The organism is Azotobacter chroococcum, assembly GCF_004339665.1.
Taxonomy (GTDB): domain Bacteria; phylum Pseudomonadota; class Gammaproteobacteria; order Pseudomonadales; family Pseudomonadaceae; genus Azotobacter; species Azotobacter chroococcum.
In genome coordinates this window covers 84,320-100,107 of record NZ_SMMU01000014.1, presented here as the reverse complement: position 1 = coordinate 100,107, position 15,788 = coordinate 84,320, and the positions used below count along the sequence as shown (strand labels likewise).

Sequence of the window (15,788 nt, the reverse complement as noted above, 5' to 3'; positions counted from 1 at the left end):
CCGCTCATCCCGCCGGCCCGCGCCGGACGCAGACGCGCTCATTCAGGCCGCATGATCAGCACGCCCAGCGGCGGCAGCTTGAGGTTGAGGCTGAAGGGTTGACCGTGGCTGGCCAGTTCGTCGGCGACCACCCCGCCGGCGTTGCCGACGTTGGAGCCGCCGTAGCACTCGGCGTCGCTGTTGAGGGCTTCCTGCCAGTTGCCGCCGGAGGGCACGCCGATCCGGTAGCCGTGGCGCACCACCGGGGTGAAGTTGGCGACCACCAGCAGCGGTTCGCCCTTGCCGCTCCAGCGCAGCCAGGAGAACACGCTGTTGTGGCGGTCGTCGCCGATCAGCCACTGGAAGCCCTCCGGCACGCAGTCCTGCTGATGCAGCGCCCGCTCATGGCGGTACAGCCGGTTGAGGTCCCTGACCAGCTGTTGCACGCCCTGGTGGTCGGCGTAGTTGAGCAGGTACCAGTCCAGTTCGTGGTCGTGGCTCCATTCGCGCCACTGGCCGAACTCGCAGCCCATGAACAGCAGCTTCTTGCCCGGCATGCACCACATGAAGGCCAGGTAGGCGCGTAGGTTGGCGAACTTCTGCCAGCGGTCGCCGGGCATCTTGTCGATCAGCGAGCGCTTGCCGTGCACCACCTCGTCGTGAGAGATCGGCAGGATGAAGCGCTCGGAGAAGGCGTAGATCAGGCCGAAGGTCATGCGGTCGTGGTGGTAGGTGCGGTGGATCGGGTCCTCGGCCATGTATTTCAGGGTGTCGTGCATCCAGCCCATGTTCCACTTGTAGTCGAAGCCCAGCCCGCCCTCGGCGGCCGGCTTGCTGACCCCCGGCCAGGCGGTCGACTCCTCGGCGATCATCATCGCGCCGGGTGCCTCGGCCTTGACCACCTCGTTGAGATGACGGAGGAAGTCGATGGCCTCGAGGTTCTCGCGGCCGCCGTGGCGGTTGGGAATCCACTCGCCATCCTTGCGCGAGTAGTCGCGGTAGAGCATGGAGGCCACCGCGTCGACGCGCAGGCCGTCGACGTGGAACTCGCGCAGCCAGTGCAGCGCCGAGGCGATCATGAACCCGTGCACCTCGGTGCGCCCGAGGTTGTAGATGAAGGTGTCCCAGTCCTGGTGGAAGCCCTCGAAGGGGTGGTCGTACTCGTAGAGGGCGGTGCCGTCGAAGCGGCCGAGGCCATGGGTGTCGGTGGGAAAGTGCGCCGGCACCCAGTCGAGGATCACACCGATGTCGGCCTGGTGGCAGGCATCGATGAAGGCGGCGAAATCCTCGCGCCTGCCGTAGCGGGCGCTGGGGGCGAACTGCGACAACGGCTGGTAGCCCCAGGAGCCGCCAAAGGGGTGTTCCATGATCGGCAGCAGCTCCACATGGGTGTAGCCCATTTCCTTCACGTAGGGAATCAGCCGCTCGGTCAGCTGCCGCCAGCTGGGCAGCGCTCCGCCCTCCTCGCGTCGCCAGGAGCCGACATGCAGTTCGTAGATCGCCATCGGCGCGTTCGCCGCCTGGCGGGCGGTGCGCCGTTCCATCCACGCCGGGTCCCGCCAGGGGTGCGCCAGCGGCGCGGCGACCATCGAGGCGGTATTCGGCGGGGTCTCGGTGGCCAGCGCCACGGGATCGGCCTTGAGCGGCAGGATGCCGTGGGGGCCGAGCACTTCGTACTTGTAGACTTCGCCCGGCGCGAGGCGCGGGATGAAGATTTCCCAGACCCCGGCCGGGTGACGCAGGCGCATCGGATGGCGGCGGCCGTCCCAGCCGTTGAACGGGCCGACCACCGAGACGCGTCGGGCATTCGGCGCCCACACCGCGAAGCGCACCCCCGCCACCCCGTCCACGCTCAGGCACTGGGCGCCGAAGCAGCGGCCGAGGTCGCGGTGGTTGCCTTCGGCGAACAGGTAGAGATCCATCTCCCCCAGCAGCGGAGCGAAGCTGTAGGGATCCTCGGTCAGCTGCTCGCCCTGTGCCCAGCGGATGCGCAGCAGGTAGGGCTGCGCCTCGGCGAGGCGGCAGACGAACAGGCCCGGCACCCGGCTGGCCTGCATGTCGGCCAGCCTGGCCTGGCTGTCGCGGGCGAGCAGGTCGACGGCCACGGCATGCGGCAGGTAGACGCGCACCACGGTTCCTTCGCCGTCGTCGTGGGGGCCGAGCACCGCGAAGGGGTCGGCATGCTCGCCGCGCACCAGGGCATCGATGTTGCTCTCGCCGGGCAGCAGGGAATCGTCGTAGGCAGGCTGGGACAGCGGTAGGCTCATCGCAATGCATCTCCATCCAGTAGCTGTTGCGCCAGGCTCACCAGACCCCGCAGCGGCACGGCCAGCCAGGCGGGTCGGTGTTCGGCTTCATAGGCGATTTCGTAGAGCGTCTTCTCCAGGCTGAACAGCGCCAGGGCGGCCTCTTCGCCGCCCGGCACGGCCCAGGCATGACCGATGTCGGCCGCGGCCTGGCGATAGGCGGCGAGGAAGGCCTGGCGGGCCTTGTCCTGGTACAGCGAGGCGATGCGCTGGCGGGCCTGGTCGGCCGCCTCCGAGCTGTCGATGCTCTGCGCGTTGCGCATGGCCATTTCGGCAGCGTAGCCGATCGAGCGCAGCACGCCGCTGACGTCCTTGTAGGGGCTGTGCCTGGCGCGGCGCTCGGCGAGCGGCCGCGACGGTTCGCCCTCGAAATCGATCAGATAGGCATCGCCCTGCACCACCAGCACCTGGCCGAGGTGCAGGTCGCCGTGCACGCGGATACGCAGGCTGCCGACGCAGGCCTCGGCCAGCTGGCCGATCTTCGCCCGCAGAGCGTCGCGCTGCAGCAACAGCTGCCCGGCGGCGGCACGTGCCTCTTCGTCCAGCGTCGCCTGGCGCTCGGCAAGAATCACCAGGGCCCGCTCCAGCTGGGCGCCGACGCCCTCGGCCCAGTGCGCGACGTCCGCGGGGCCGGCAGTTTCGGGAGCGAAATCCCGGTTGTCGGTGGGCCCGGCCAGGGCCATGTGCATCTCGCCGAGGCGCTGGCCGAACTGGCGGGAAAAGTTCTCCAGCTCGTGCAGCGCACTGTACTGGCTCTCCAGGGTCGACTCGCCGCCGGCCAGTTCGTCGCGGATGGCGCGGTCGAGGGTGTTCTGCGTCCACTCCCAGGCATCGCCCTGGTTCTCCAGGTAGCGCTGCAGGATCATCAGCGCGGTGCATTCACCCAAGCCATCGACCCGGCACACCTCGCCGAGCACGCTGGCGATGTTGGCGAAGCCGCAACGGGTGAGGAACAGGCCCATCTCCAGCTCGGGGTGCACGCCCGGCGAAACCCGGCGGATCAGCTTGAGCACCAGGGCATTGCCGATCACCACCGAGCTGTTGGACTGCTCGGCGGAGATGTAGCGCACCTCGGCATCGGCCGGCAGCTCGATCGGGTCGAGCTGGGCGGTGGGCAGGAAGCGCAGCTCGCCCTGCTCGAAGGCCAGCACGCGGCGCTCGCGCAGCGCCTGGATCACCGCACGAACGAAGCCCTCCAGGGTGAAGGCATCGGTCAACAGGCCCACCCGCCGGCCGCGGCGCACCCGGGCCATGGCCAGTTGCTGGGGCAGGACGCTGCCGAACTCCTCCTCGGGGAGAAAGCCCAGCGGCAGCTGGTAGCGCTGCAGGTTGCCCTCGACGCCGCTCTCGATCTCGCTGAGCAGCACGGGGCGCGGCAGATTGCCGAAGGTCACCGTATAGATGATGCGCACGTTGCCCAGCGGCGCGCCCTTGCCGGCGAACCAGCGGCGCTTGGGCAGGTAGGCCGGCAGCACTTCCTTCTCCAGGATGCGCCGGTTGGGGTCCACCAGCAGGTCGTCGAGGCGGCGCAGCACCAGGGTCTGGAATTCGGGCATGCCCTCGGCCGGCTTGATGTGCCAGCTGGGCATCTGCGACTCGGGCGCCAGCAGGAACCAGCAGAAACCGTACGGCGGCAGGGTCAGCAGGTAGGGCAGCTGGCCGATCGGCGGGAAGGCGCTGCCGCCGGTCATCTCCACCGGCACCATGCCGGCGAACTGCGGCAGCTCCAGCTCCACCGCCTGGGCCGAGCGCGAGACGTTGGCCACGCAGAGGATGGTCTCGCTGCCGTCCGCCCCATGGTATTCGCGCAGGTAGGCGAAGATGCGCCGGTTGGCCGGCGCCAAGAGCTTCAGCGTGCCGCGGCCGAAGGCCTTCTGCTGCCTGCGCACGGTAAGCATGCGCCGGGTCCAGTTGAGCAGTGAATAGCTGTCGCGCTGCTGGGCCTCGACATTCACGGTCTGGAAGCCGTACAGCGGGTCCATGATCGGCGGCAGCACCAGGCCGGCCGGATCGGCGCGGGAGAAGCCGCCGTTGCGGTCGATGCTCCACTGCATGGGCGTGCGCACCCCGTCGCGGTCGCCCAGGTAGATATTGTCGCCCATGCCGATCTCGTCGCCGTAGTAGATCACCGGGGTGCCCGGCATCGACAGCAGGAGGCTGTTGAGCAGCTCGATGCGCCGCCGGTCGCGCTCCAGCAGCGGCGCCAGGCGCCGGCGGATGCCGAGGTTGATCCGCGCGCGGCGGTCGGCGGCGTAGAAGTTCCACAGGTAGTCGCGCTCGCGGTCAGTGACCATCTCCAGGGTCAGCTCGTCGTGGTTGCGCAGGAAGACCGCCCACTGGCAGTCGGTCGGGATGTCCGGCGTCTGGCGCAGGATGTCGGTCATCGGGAAGCGGTCTTCCTGGGCGATGGCCATGTACATGCGTGGCATCAGCGGGAAGTGGAAGGCCATGTGGCATTCGTCGCCCCGGCCCTCCGGGGTGCCGCCGAAGTACAACTGGGTGTCCTCCGGCCACTGGTTGGCCTCGGCCAGCAGCATGCGGTCCGGGTAGTCGGCATCCAGCTCGGCGCGGATGCGCTTGAGCACCTGGTGGGTCTCGGGGAGGTTCTCGTTGTTGGTGCCGTCGCGCTCGATCAGGTAGGGAATGGCGTCCAGGCGCAGGCCGTCGACGCCCAGGTCGAGCCAGTAGCGCATGATGCCGAGCACCGCCTTCATCACTTGCGGGTTGTCGAAGTTGAGGTCCGGCTGGTGCGAGTAGAAGCGGTGCCAGAAGTACTGGCCTGCGACCGGGTCCCAGGTCCAGTTGGACTTCTCGGTGTCGAGGAAGATGATCCGGGTGTCCGGGTACTTGTCGTCGCTGTCCGACCAGACATAGAAGTTGCGCGCCGCCGAGCCCTTCCTGGCCTTGCGCGCGCGCTGGAACCAGGGATGCTGGTCGGAGGTGTGGTTGATCACCAGCTCGGTGATCACCCGCAGCCCACGCCGGTGCGCCTCGGCGATGAAGCGGCGCACGTCGGCGAGACTGCCGTAGTCGGGATGCACGCCGCGGTATTCGGCGATGTCGTAGCCGTCGTCGCGGCGCGGCGAGGGATAGAACGGCAGCAGCCAGAGGGTGTTGACGCCCAGGTCGGCGATGTAGTCCAGCTTGGCGATCAGCCCGGGAAAGTCGCCGATGCCGTCGTTGTTGGAGTCGAAGAACGACTTGACGTGCACCTGGTAGATCACCGCGTCCTTGTACCAGAGCGGGTCTTCGAGGAAGGCGGCAGGCTTGGACAATTGATCCATTGTTCTCTGCTCCTGAATGCCAGCGGTTCAGTTCGGCGGGGTCAGCTTCCAGATGCCGAAGGGCAGATAGTCGGGATCGAGGCGCGTCCACTGGATCTTGCCGTGCCAGGTCCAGCGATGGCCGTTCATCAGGTCCTCGCCGTGCATGGCGGCGTGGTCGGGCAGGCCGAACTCCCAGAGCGGCAGCTCGAAATGGGCCTCCTGGGCGTGGAAGGGATCGAGGTTGACGGCGACCAGGACGAAATTGGACAGGTCCGCCGTGCGCTTGCCAAACAGCAGGATGTTGTCGTTCCAGGCGTTGTAGAGCTGCAGGCCCAGATGGGTCTGCAGCGCCGGGTTGTAGCGGCGGATGCGGTTGAGCTGGGCGATCTCGGCGACGATGTTGCCGGGCGCCAGGTAGTCCCGCGGGCGGATCTCGTACTTCTCCGAGTCGAGGTATTCCTCCTTGCCGGGCAGCGCCGCCGCCTCGCACAGCTCGAAGCCCGAATACATGCCCCACAGCCCCGAGCCCATGGCCGCCAGCGCGGCGCGGATGAGAAAGCCGGCGCGCCCGGAGTTGTGCAGGAAGACGGGGTTGATGTCCGGCGTGTTGACGAAGAAGTTCGGCCGCATGCAGTACTTCGCCGGTGCCTCGTTCAGCTCCGCGAAGTAGGCGCCGAGCTCCTCCTTGGTGTTGCGCCAGGTGAAGTAGGTATAGCTCTGCGAGAAGCCGAGCTTGCCCAAGCGCAGCATCATCGGCGGGCGGGTAAAGGCCTCGGAGAGAAAGATCACCTCGGGGTGCTTGCCGCGCACGTCGCCGATCAGCCATTCCCAGAACGGCAGCGGCTTGGTGTGCGGGTTGTCGACGCGGAAGATCTTCACCCCTTCGGCGACCCAGCCGAGCACCACGTCGCGCAGCGCCACCCAGAGGCCGGGGACGGCATCCTCGGCGTAGAAGTCGACGTTGACGATGTCCTGATACTTCTTCGGCGGGTTCTCGGCATAGCGGATGCTGCCGTCCGGGCGCCAGGAGAACCAGCCGGGATGCCGCTTCAGCCAGGGGTGGTCCTGGGAACACTGGATGGCGAAGTCCAGGGCGATCTCCAAGTCGTACTCGCCGGCGGCGGCGACCAACTCGCGGAACTCCTCGCGCGAACCCAGCTGCGGGTGGATCGCCTCGTGACCGCCCTCCTCGCCGCCGATGGCGTAGGGGCTGCCGGGATCGTCCGGCCCGGCCTCCAGGCTGTTGTTGCGGCCCTTGCGGAAGCGCCGGCCGATCGGATGGATCGGCGGGAAGTAGAGGACGTCGAAGCCCATGTCGTGGATCGCCGGCAGGCGGGCGATGACGTCCCTGAAGGTCCCATGGCGCTGCGGATCGTCGGTCTGCGAGCGGGGAAACAGCTCGTACCAGCTGGCGAACAGGGCGCGCTCGCGCTCCACGTCCAGGGGAAAGGCATTGCTGTAGGTGCGATGGGGATGAGCGTCGGCGGCGCTCATGGCGGCGCTGGCCTCGCCGCTCAGCAGCAGCTCCACAGCCTCGGTGTGGGCGGCCCGCTCCAGCCGCCGCAAAAGCTCCTCCAGCGTGGCGCGCACCTCGCCCTGGCCGTGCTCGACGGCCCGCTGCAGGTGCAGGCGGCCCTCCTGCAGTTCGAGGGAGAGCGGCACGCCGGCGGCGTGCTTCTTCTGCAGTTCGTGCCGGTAGGTCGCGTAGACGTCCCACCAGGCCTCGATCACGAACAGATGCCGGGCGACGCGCAGCGGGGTGAACTCGGCCTGCCAGCGGTCGTTGCCGACAAACCGCATGCGCTGGCGGTGCCAGCCCGCCTCGCCGTCGGCGCGCCAGTAGAGGGCGGCGCCGAGCTGGTCGTGACCGTCGGTGAAGATGCTGCTGGTCACCGTCACCGGCTGGCCGGCGATCGCCTTGACGGCGAAGCGCCCGTTGTCGAGGGTCGGCTCGGTATGTTCGATGGCGATCCGCGGCAGGCGCAGCGCCTCGTCCAGGTTCGGACGGTGGTTCTCGCAATGCACGCCGGGCTGGCGCGTCTCATGGGAGCGGGTATCGGACATCGGGCTCGTTCCTCTGCTGGACAGCCATGGGAAAGCCGGCGACTGGCACGGTCGGCGTTGGCCGGCCATGCTTCTTCCGATGGCGGATGCGTGGAAAAAGTTCTGTGTGCGGCCGTGGGCGGAACTCTCCGGCCGGCGCCCCCATCCATGAGTTATAGAAGAAATGCCGCCCGTCACGGACTTTTGCGCGGCGACCTTGGACCTGACGCGAGGATTGAGCCATGAGCCAGCGATCCGATATTCCCCAGCCCGACCCGGTGGTCTGGAACCATCCGGGAGACTTCCCGCAAATGCCGGAATACGAGCCGGCCGAGGAGGTCAAGTACACCCCGCCGAACGACGGCAAGCTCTCCCATGGCGAGGAGGAACAGGAGCCGCAGTGAGGGAGCGGGCGCCCCGCCCGCCTCCGCGCGCCGGCATCCGGGAGCCTGGGCAAGACACACACTGTCAAACTCTGACGGTCGGCAGCACCGCGTCCTTTGCTATGATCTCCGCCATCGATCACGGAACCTCGATCCAAGGAGCTGTGCCATGCACGAACCCAACAGTTATGTCCTCCAAACCGCCCAGGCGGAGCAGCTGGAAGTCAGCCGCGTCCTGCGCAACACCTATGGCCTGCTGGCCATGACCCTCGCCTTCAGCGGCGTGGTCGCCTATGTGGCGCAACAGATGAAGGTGGCCTATCCGAACATCTTCGTCGTCCTGATCGGCTTCTACGGGCTGTTCTTCCTCACCGTGAAGCTGCGCGACTCGGCCTGGGGCCTGCTCTCCACCTTCGCCCTGACCGGCTTCATGGGCTACACCCTCGGCCCGATCCTCGACCGCTACCTGGGCATGCCCAACGGCGGCGAGGTGGTGTCCTCGGCATTCGCCATGACCGCCCTGGTGTTCGTCGGCCTGTCCGCCTACGTGCTGACCACCCGCAAGGACATGAGCTTCCTCGGCGGCTTCATCACCGCCGGCTTCTTCGTCCTGCTCGGCGCCAGCCTGGCTGGCCTGTTCTTCGAGATCAGCGGCCTGCAACTGGCGATCAGCGCCGGCTTCGTGCTGTTCTCCTCGGTCTGCATCCTGTATCAGACCAGCGAGATCATCCACGGCGGCGAGCGCAACTACATCATGGCGACGATCAGCCTGTACGTGTCGATCTACAACCTGTTCGTCAGCCTGCTGCAGATCTTCGGCATCATGAGCAGCGACGACTGATCACCGTCCCGGTCTCACGAAAGCCCGCGCGATGCGGGCTTTCGCTTTTCTGGCGTATCATTTTTCTTTTTCTCCCTGCGGCTGCCGTCCATGAAATTCGCCATCGCCCTGTTCGCCCCGCCCCATGCACCCTCCTCGCGGCGCGCCCTGCGCTTTGCCGAGGCCGTGCTCGCCGGCGGCCACGAGATCAATCGGCTGTTCTTCTACCAGGACGGCGTGCACAACGCCTCCGGCAGCATCGTCACACCCCAGGACGAGCTAGACCTGCCGGCCCAGTGGCGCGCTTTCGTCGAACGGCACAAGCTGGATGCGGTGGTGTGCATCGCCGCCGCCCTGCGCCGCGGCGTGCTGGATGCGCAGGAGGCACAGCGCTATGGCCGCACGGCGATCGCGGTGACGCCGCCCTGGGAGCTGTCCGGCCTCGGCCAGTTGCACGAGGCCGCCCAGCAGGCCGACCGTCTGGTCTGCTTCGGAGGTGTCTGAAATGGCCAAAGCGATGCTGATCGTCAGCCGCCACAGCCCCTGGAGCGGTCTGGGCGCCCGCGAGGCGCTGGACATCGCCCTGGCCGGCGGCGCCTTCGAGCTGCCCATCGGCATGCTGTTCCTCGACGACGGGGTGTTCCAGCTGCTGCCCGGCCAGCAGCCCGCCGCCGTCGAGCAGAAGGACCTCGCCGCCAACCTGCAGGCCCTGCCGTTGTTCGGCGTGGACGACCTCTACGTCTGCCGCCAGAGCCTGCGCCTGCGCGGCCTGGACGGCCAGCCCCTGGCCCTGCCGGCCACTCCGCTGGAAGGGCCGGAGCTGGCCGACCTCTTCGACCGTTACGATCTGGTGATCACCCTCTGATGACGACCCTGCACCTGCTTTCCCAATCGCCGTTCACCAGTCCGCTGGACAGCACCCTGCGCCCGCTCGGGGTTCGCGACGGCCTGCTGCTCTGCGGCGACGCCTGCCATGCGCTGCAGCCCGGCAGTGCACCACTCGAAATGCTGGAGCACCTGCCCGCCTCCGTCGCCGTCCATGCCCTCGAAGAAGACCTGCAGGCGCGCAACCTTGCGGCGCCGGAGCGCGTGCAGGTGGTGGACTACCCCGGCTTCGTCGAGCTGTGCACCCGCTACGACAAGGTCAACGGCTGGCTATGAACACGCTGAACGTCGCCGGCTGCAACCTGGCGCTGGACAAGGACGGCTACCTGACCGACCTTCAGGACTGGTCGGAGGAAGTCGCCGAGGCCCTGGCCCGGCGCGAGGAGCTGGAGCTTAGCGCCGAACACTGGGAGATCCTCCGCCTGCTGCGGGACTTCTACGCACAGTTCCAGCTGTCGCCGGCGACCCGCCCATTGATCAAGTACGTCGCCCTGAAACTCGGTCCGGAAAAGGGCAACAGCCTGCACCTGAACCGCCTGTTCAAGGGTACCCCCGCCAAACTGGCCGCCAAGCTGGCCGGCCTGCCAAAACCGACGAATTGCCTATGACTACCGTTACCCCTGAAGAACATCCCTTCGCCCAGTTCGTCCGCATCCTCGGCAAGGGCAAGCGCGGCGCGCGCAGCCTGACCCGCGAGGAGGCCCGCGAAGCCATGGGCATGCTGCTCGACGGCAAGGCCGAGGAAATCCAGCTCGGCGCCTTCCTGATGCTGCTGCGCCACAAGGAGGAAAGCGCCGAGGAGCTGGCCGGCTTCACCGAGGCCGTGCGCGCCCGCCTGCAAACCCCGGCGGGCCTCGCCGTCGACCTGGACTGGCCGAGCTACGCCGGCAAGAAGCGCCATCTGCCCTGGTATCTGCTGGCGGTGAAATGCCTGGCGCAGAACGGCGTGCGCATCCTCATGCATGGCGGCGGCGCGCATACCGCCGGGCGTCTCTACAGCGAGCAGCTGCTCGGCCTGCTGGAGATTCCCCTGTGCCATGACTGGAGCGAGGTCGAGCAGGCGCTGCAGGCCCGCAACCTGGCGTTCATCCCGCTCGGTGCCTGGATGCCGCACCTGCAGCGGATGATCGAGCTGCGCAACACCCTCGGCCTGCGCTCGCCGATCCACTCCCTGGCGCGCATGCTCAACCCGCTCGGCGCGCGCTGCAGCCTGCAGAGCATCTTCCATCCCGGCTACCAGGCCATCCACCGCGAGGGCAGCCGTCTGCTCGGCGACACCGCCGTGGTGATCAAGGGCGACGGCGGCGAGATCGAGATCAATCCGGACGCCATCAGCCACCTGTACGGCACCGCCGGCGGCGAGAGCTGGGACGAGGAATGGCCGGCCATGGCTCCCCAGCGCCACGTCAAGCCCGAACGGCTCGACCCGGCGCAGCTGCAGGCCTTCTGGCGCGGCGAGAGCGAGGACGCCTATGGCCGCCTGGCGGTGCTGGGCACCATGGCCCTGGCCCTGCGCGCCCTCGGCACGCCGCGCGAGGAAGCCCTCGCCCAGGCGCAGCGTTACTGGGAGGCGCGCGACCGCTCGAAGTGACGGATGAAGGCCGCCGGCCGAGCCCGGGAACGGGACTCAGTCGGCGGCCTGCCGGCCCTCGAACCAGGCCAGCTTGTCGCGCAGCTGCACCACTTCTCCGACGATCAGCAGGGTCGGCGCCGTGACATTCTCCTGCGCGACCCGCGCGGGCAGCTCGGCCAGGCTGGAAACGATCACCCGCTGCTGGGGGGTGGTGCCCTGCTGGATCAGCGCCGCCGGGGTCGTCGCCGCGCGGCCGTGCTCGATCAGCCGCTGGCAGATCACCGACAGGCCGACCAGCCCCATGTAGAACACCAGGGTCTGGGCCGGCGCCACCAGATCGGCCCAGGGCAGATCGAAACTGCCGTCCTTGAGGTGGCCGGTGACGAAGCGCACCGACTGGGCATGGTCGCGGTGGGTCAGCGGGATACCCGCATAGGCGGCGCAGCCGCTCGCCGCGGTGATCCCCGGCACTACCTGGAAGGGAATGCCGTGGGCGGCCAGCTCCTCGATCTCCTCGCCGCCGCGACCGAAGATGAACGGATCGCCGCCCTTCAGGCGCAGCACCCGCTTGCCCTCTGCGGCCAGCTTCACCAACAGTTGATTGATCTGCTCCTGCGGCAAGGCATGCTCGGCGCGGCGCTTGCCGACATAGATCCGTTCGGCATCGCGCCGGCACAACTCGATGATCGCCGGGGCCACCAGGCGGTCATAGAGCACCACGTCGGCCTGCTGCATCAGATGCAGGGCCCGGAAGGTGAGAAGGTCCGGATCGCCCGGTCCGGCGCCGACCAGATAGACCTCGCCGAGCGCCTTGGGCGCCGCTCCGCCGAGCTTGGCCTCGAGCAGCCGCTCGGCCTCGGCGCCCTGCCCGGCCAGCAGCCGCTCGGCGATCGGTCCCTGGAACACCTCCTCCCAGAACACCCGGCGCTGCTGGACGTTGGGCAGCAGGCGCTTGACCTGCTCGCGGAACTTCTTCGCCAAGCCGGCCAGCTGGCCGTAGCTGGCCGGAATCCAGGTTTCGATCCGCGCGCGCATCAGCCGCGCCAACACCGGCGCGTCGCCACCGCTGGAGACCGCGACCAGCAGTGGCGAACGGTCGACGATGGCCGGGAAGATCACGCTGCACAGGGCCGGCGAATCCACCACGTTGACCGGCACACCACGGCCCTGGGCATCAGCGGAAATCCGGGCGTTCACTTCGTGGTCGTCGGTGGCGGCGATGGCCAGTACGCAGCCGTCCAGATCCGCTGCTGCGTAGCTCCGCACCAGGCAGTACCCGCCCTTCTCCCGCACCAGCTCGGCGAGCGCCGCCTCGATCTGCGGCGCCACCACCCGCAGCACGGCGCCGGCATCGGCGAGCAGGCGCGCCTTGCGCAGGGCGACCTCGCCGCCGCCGACCAGCAGCACGCTGCGGCCCTTGAGGTTGTGGAACAGCGGAAGGTAGTCCATGGATCGATTCTCGACGGATGAAAACAAAACGGGGTGGCCCTGGCCACCCCGCATTCGGTGCCGCCCGGTTCGGCCTAGCCGATGACCTCGATGCCGCCCATGTAGGGCTTGAGCACTTCCGGCACGCGGATCGAGCCGTCGGCCTGCTGGTAGTTTTCCAGCACCGCCACCAGGGTGCGGCCGACCGCAAGACCGGAACCATTCAGAGTATGCACCAGCTCCGGCTTGCCGGTTTCCGGGTTGCGCCAGCGCGCCTGCATGCGCCGCGCCTGGAAGTCGCCGCAGTTGGAGCAGGAGGAGATCTCCCGGTACTTGTCCTGGCTCGGCACCCAGACTTCCAGGTCGTAGGTCTTGGTCGCGCCGAAGCCCATGTCGCCGGTGCACAGGGCCAGCACGCGGTACGGCAGCTCGAGCCGCTGCAGGACCTTCTCGGCGTTGCCGGTCAGCTCTTCCAGGGCCTCGTAGGACCTGGCCGGATCGACGATCTGCACCATCTCCACCTTGTCGAACTGGTGCTGGCGGATCATGCCGCGGGTGTCGCGCCCGGAGGCGCCGGCCTCGCTGCGAAAGCACGGGGTGTGGGCGACGAATTTCAGCGGCAGTTGCCTGGCGTCGAGGATCTCGCCGGAAACGATGTTGGTCAGCGACACCTCGGCGGTGGGGATCAGGTAGAAGTCGGCCTCGCCCTCGCGGCTGATCTTGAACAGGTCTTCCTCGAACTTCGGCAGCTGGCCGGTGCCCTGCAGGGCCGGAGCCTGCACCAGATAGGGAGTGTAGGCCTCCTCGTAGCCGTGCTCGCCGGTGTGCAGGTCGAGCATGAACTGCGCCAGGGCCCGATGCAGTCGGGCGATGGGACCGCGCATCAGGGCGAAGCGGGCGCCGGAGAGCTTGGCGGCGGTCTCGAAGTCCAGCCAGCCATGCTGCTCGCCGAGGGCGACGTGATCCTTGATCTCGAAGTCGAAGGCGCGCGGGGTGCCCCAGCGACGCACTTCCACATTTTGCTCTTCGTCGGCGCCGACCGGCACCGATTCGTGAGGCAGGTTGGGAATGCTCAGCATCAGGCTGTCCAGCTCAGCCTGGATGGCCTCCAGCTCGCGCTTGCCGGCCTCCAGGTCGCTGCCCATGCGGTCGACTTCGGCCAGCAGCGGCGCAATGTCCTCGCCGCGCGACTTGGCCTGACCGATGGCCTTGGAGCGGGCGTTGCGCTCGGCCTGCAGCTGTTCGGTGCGGGTTTGCACGGCCTTGCGCTGGGCTTCGAGGCTTTCGAAACGCGCCACGTCCAGTTGGAAGCCACGGGTTGCCAGGCGGTCCGCAATCTCCTGCAGTTGGGTACGAACCAGTTTGGAGTCGAGCATGGGATGTTCTCGTCTATCGATCAGAGCTTGGTGAGTGTCAGGCCGGCCCAGGTGGCGAGCAGACCGCCCAGCACGCTGAGCGCCAGGTAGCCGAAGGCCAGCGGGGCCTGACCGCTTTCCAGCAGGCGCAACGTGTCGAGGGAAAAGGATGAAAAGGTGGTCAGGCCACCGAGAAAACCGACGATCACCCCGGCCCGCAGCGCCAGCGGCACTTCGGGACGCAGGAGGAACTGGCCATACAGATAGCCGATCAGCAGGCAGCCGGCAATGTTGACTGCCAGCGTGGCCGCATAGAAATGCTGCGGCCAGTGCGCGGATACCCAGTTGCTGGCGGCGAAGCGCAGCAGGCAGCCGAGCGCGCCGCCTGCCGCCACTGCCAGGGTCACGCCGATCATGGCTTTCTCCTCTGCCAGGCACTGGCGCGGTCGAGTTCGGCCAGATGCTGCAGCTTGTCGCGGATCTTCAATTCCAGGCCGCGCGGCACCGGCTGGTAGTAGCGGCGCGGCTCAAGGCTTTCCGGGAAGTAGTCCTCGCCGGCGGCATAGGCCTCCGGCTCGTCGTGGGCGTAGCGGTATTCCTCGCCGTAGCCGAGCTGCTTCATCAGCCTGGTCGGAGCGTTGCGCAGGTGCAGCGGCACCTCCAGCGAACCCTGCTGGGCAGCGTCGGCCATGGCCGCCTTGAAGGCGCTGTAGACGGCGTTGCTCTTCGGCGCACAGGCCAGGTAGACGATGGCCTGGGCCACCGCCAGCTCGCCCTCGGGGCTGCCCAGACGCTCCTGCACGTCCCAGGCGGCCAGGCACAGGGGCAACGCCCGCGGATCGGCGTTGCCGATGTCCTCGCTGGCCATGCGCACCACGCGGCGGGCGAGGTACAGCGGATCGCAGCCGCCGTCGAGCATCCGCGCGAACCAGTAGAGCGCGGCGTCAGGATTCGAGCCGCGCACCGACTTGTGCAGCGCGGAGATCTGGTCGTAGAAGGCCTCGCCGCCCTTGTCGAAACGCCGGCGGCTGTCGCCCAGCAGATTGCCGAGCAGCTCGACGCCGATCACCTCGCCGTCCTCGACCAGGTCGGCGGCGTTCTCCAGCAGGTTGAGCAGGCGCCGACCGTCGCCGTCGGCTGCCGCCAGCAGCATCTTGAGGCTTTCCTCCGGCAGGCCCAGGCGGCGTCCGCCCAGTCCGCGCTCCTCGCCCAAAGCGCGCTCGACCAGCAGGCGCAGGGCTGCCTCGTCCAGGCTCTTCAGCACGTAGACGCGCGCCCGCGAGAGCAGCGCGTTGTTCAGCTCGAAGGAAGGGTTCTCGGTGGTGGCGCCGATGAAGATCAGGGTACCGTCTTCCACGTAGGGCAGGAAGGCGTCCTGCTGGGACTTGTTGAAGCGGTGCACCTCGTCGACGAAGAGGATGGTCCGCCGGCCATACTGGGCCGCCTGCTGGCGCGCGACTTCGACCGCCTGGCGAATCTCCCTGACCCCGGCGAGCACCGCGGAAATCGTCTCGAAGTGGGCGTCGGTGACCTTCGCCAGCAGCCGCGCCAAGGTGGTCTTGCCGACCCCGGGCGGGCCCCAGAAGATCATCGAGTGCAGGGCTCCCTGCTCCAGCGCCTCGCGCAGCGGCTTGCCGCGGGCCAGCAGATGCTCCTGGCCGACGTACTCGTCCAGGCTGGCCGGGCGCAGGCGCGCGGCCAGGGGCTGGGCAGGAGGATCGGCGCGAAACAGGTCCATGGTTTGGCCGGA

14 protein-coding genes are annotated in these 15,788 nt (G+C 68.1%); 7 read left to right on the top strand and 7 right to left on the bottom strand.

The window, feature by feature from the left end; translation table 11 throughout:
• Positions 1–38: 38 nt before the first annotated feature.
• From glgB to EV691_RS13580, 3 genes are read right to left on the bottom strand one after another with little or no spacing between them, the layout of a single operon-like run.
• Entirely contained in the window at positions 39–2,246 is a 2,208-nt protein-coding gene (gene glgB, locus EV691_RS13590; RefSeq protein ID WP_131297433.1) for a 1,4-alpha-glucan branching protein GlgB, read from the bottom strand.
• Positions 2,243–5,569, bottom strand: coding sequence for a maltose alpha-D-glucosyltransferase (gene treS, locus EV691_RS13585; protein ID WP_131297432.1), 3,327 nt, complete (start codon positions 5,567–5,569; stop codon positions 2,243–2,245). Before treS ends, glgB begins: the two co-directional genes overlap by 4 nt.
• A 27-nt stretch (positions 5,570–5,596) precedes the next feature.
• A complete protein-coding gene (locus EV691_RS13580; protein ID WP_131297431.1) occupies positions 5,597–7,615 on the bottom strand; it encodes an alpha-1,4-glucan--maltose-1-phosphate maltosyltransferase in 2,019 nt (672 codons plus the stop codon).
• Positions 7,616–7,836: 221 nt separating this feature from the next.
• On the opposite strand from EV691_RS13580, the gene EV691_RS23370 reads away from it, so the two are divergent.
• From EV691_RS23370 to EV691_RS13550, 7 genes are all read left to right on the top strand, one after another.
• Complete coding sequence (locus EV691_RS23370; RefSeq protein WP_165493833.1) at positions 7,837–7,998, top strand: hypothetical protein; 162 nt, start codon at positions 7,837–7,839, stop codon at positions 7,996–7,998.
• A 148-nt stretch (positions 7,999–8,146) separates the two neighbouring features.
• Positions 8,147–8,818, top strand: coding sequence for a Bax inhibitor-1/YccA family protein (locus EV691_RS13575; RefSeq protein ID WP_039803943.1), 672 nt, complete (start codon positions 8,147–8,149; stop codon positions 8,816–8,818).
• A gap of 90 nt (positions 8,819–8,908) precedes the next feature.
• The gene (gene tusD, locus EV691_RS13570; protein WP_089168228.1) at positions 8,909–9,301 is read left to right on the top strand and encodes a sulfurtransferase complex subunit TusD; all 393 of its coding nucleotides are present in this window, start codon (positions 8,909–8,911) and stop codon (positions 9,299–9,301) included.
• A 1-nt stretch (position 9,302) separates the two neighbouring features.
• Complete coding sequence (gene tusC / locus EV691_RS13565) at positions 9,303–9,662, top strand: sulfurtransferase complex subunit TusC (protein WP_131297430.1); 360 nt, start codon at positions 9,303–9,305, stop codon at positions 9,660–9,662.
• Positions 9,662–9,958 carry a sulfurtransferase complex subunit TusB gene (tusB, locus tag EV691_RS13560; protein ID WP_131297429.1) on the top strand — a complete coding sequence of 99 codons (297 nt, stop codon included), beginning with the start codon at positions 9,662–9,664 and terminating at the stop codon, positions 9,956–9,958. The genes tusC and tusB overlap by 1 nt, the downstream gene beginning before the upstream one ends.
• Positions 9,955–10,290, top strand: coding sequence for a TusE/DsrC/DsvC family sulfur relay protein (locus EV691_RS13555; RefSeq protein WP_131297428.1), 336 nt, complete (start codon positions 9,955–9,957; stop codon positions 10,288–10,290). The genes tusB and EV691_RS13555 overlap by 4 nt, the downstream gene beginning before the upstream one ends.
• Positions 10,287–11,273, top strand: coding sequence for a glycosyl transferase family protein (locus EV691_RS13550; protein WP_131297427.1), 987 nt, complete (start codon positions 10,287–10,289; stop codon positions 11,271–11,273). The genes EV691_RS13555 and EV691_RS13550 overlap by 4 nt, the downstream gene beginning before the upstream one ends.
• 36 nt (positions 11,274–11,309) lie before the next feature.
• Here the strand turns inward: EV691_RS13550 and cysG are convergent, their stop codons facing one another.
• The 4 genes from cysG to EV691_RS13530 all read right to left on the bottom strand — a co-directional run bounded on the left by cysG (position 11,310) and on the right by EV691_RS13530 (position 15,776).
• The gene (gene cysG, locus EV691_RS13545; protein ID WP_131297426.1) at positions 11,310–12,704 is read right to left on the bottom strand and encodes a siroheme synthase CysG; all 1,395 of its coding nucleotides are present in this window, start codon (positions 12,702–12,704) and stop codon (positions 11,310–11,312) included.
• A 74-nt stretch (positions 12,705–12,778) separates the two neighbouring features.
• Positions 12,779–14,059, bottom strand: a complete 1,281-nt coding sequence (serS, locus tag EV691_RS13540; RefSeq protein ID WP_131297425.1) for a serine--tRNA ligase — start codon at positions 14,057–14,059, stop codon at positions 12,779–12,781.
• A 20-nt stretch (positions 14,060–14,079) separates the two neighbouring features.
• On the bottom strand, positions 14,080–14,454 hold the full coding sequence (gene crcB, locus EV691_RS13535; RefSeq protein ID WP_039803926.1) for a fluoride efflux transporter CrcB: 375 nt from the start codon (positions 14,452–14,454) through the stop codon (positions 14,080–14,082).
• Positions 14,451–15,776, bottom strand: a complete 1,326-nt coding sequence (locus tag EV691_RS13530; protein ID WP_131297424.1) for a replication-associated recombination protein A — start codon at positions 15,774–15,776, stop codon at positions 14,451–14,453. The genes crcB and EV691_RS13530 overlap by 4 nt, the downstream gene beginning before the upstream one ends.
• Positions 15,777–15,788 lie beyond the last annotated feature (12 nt).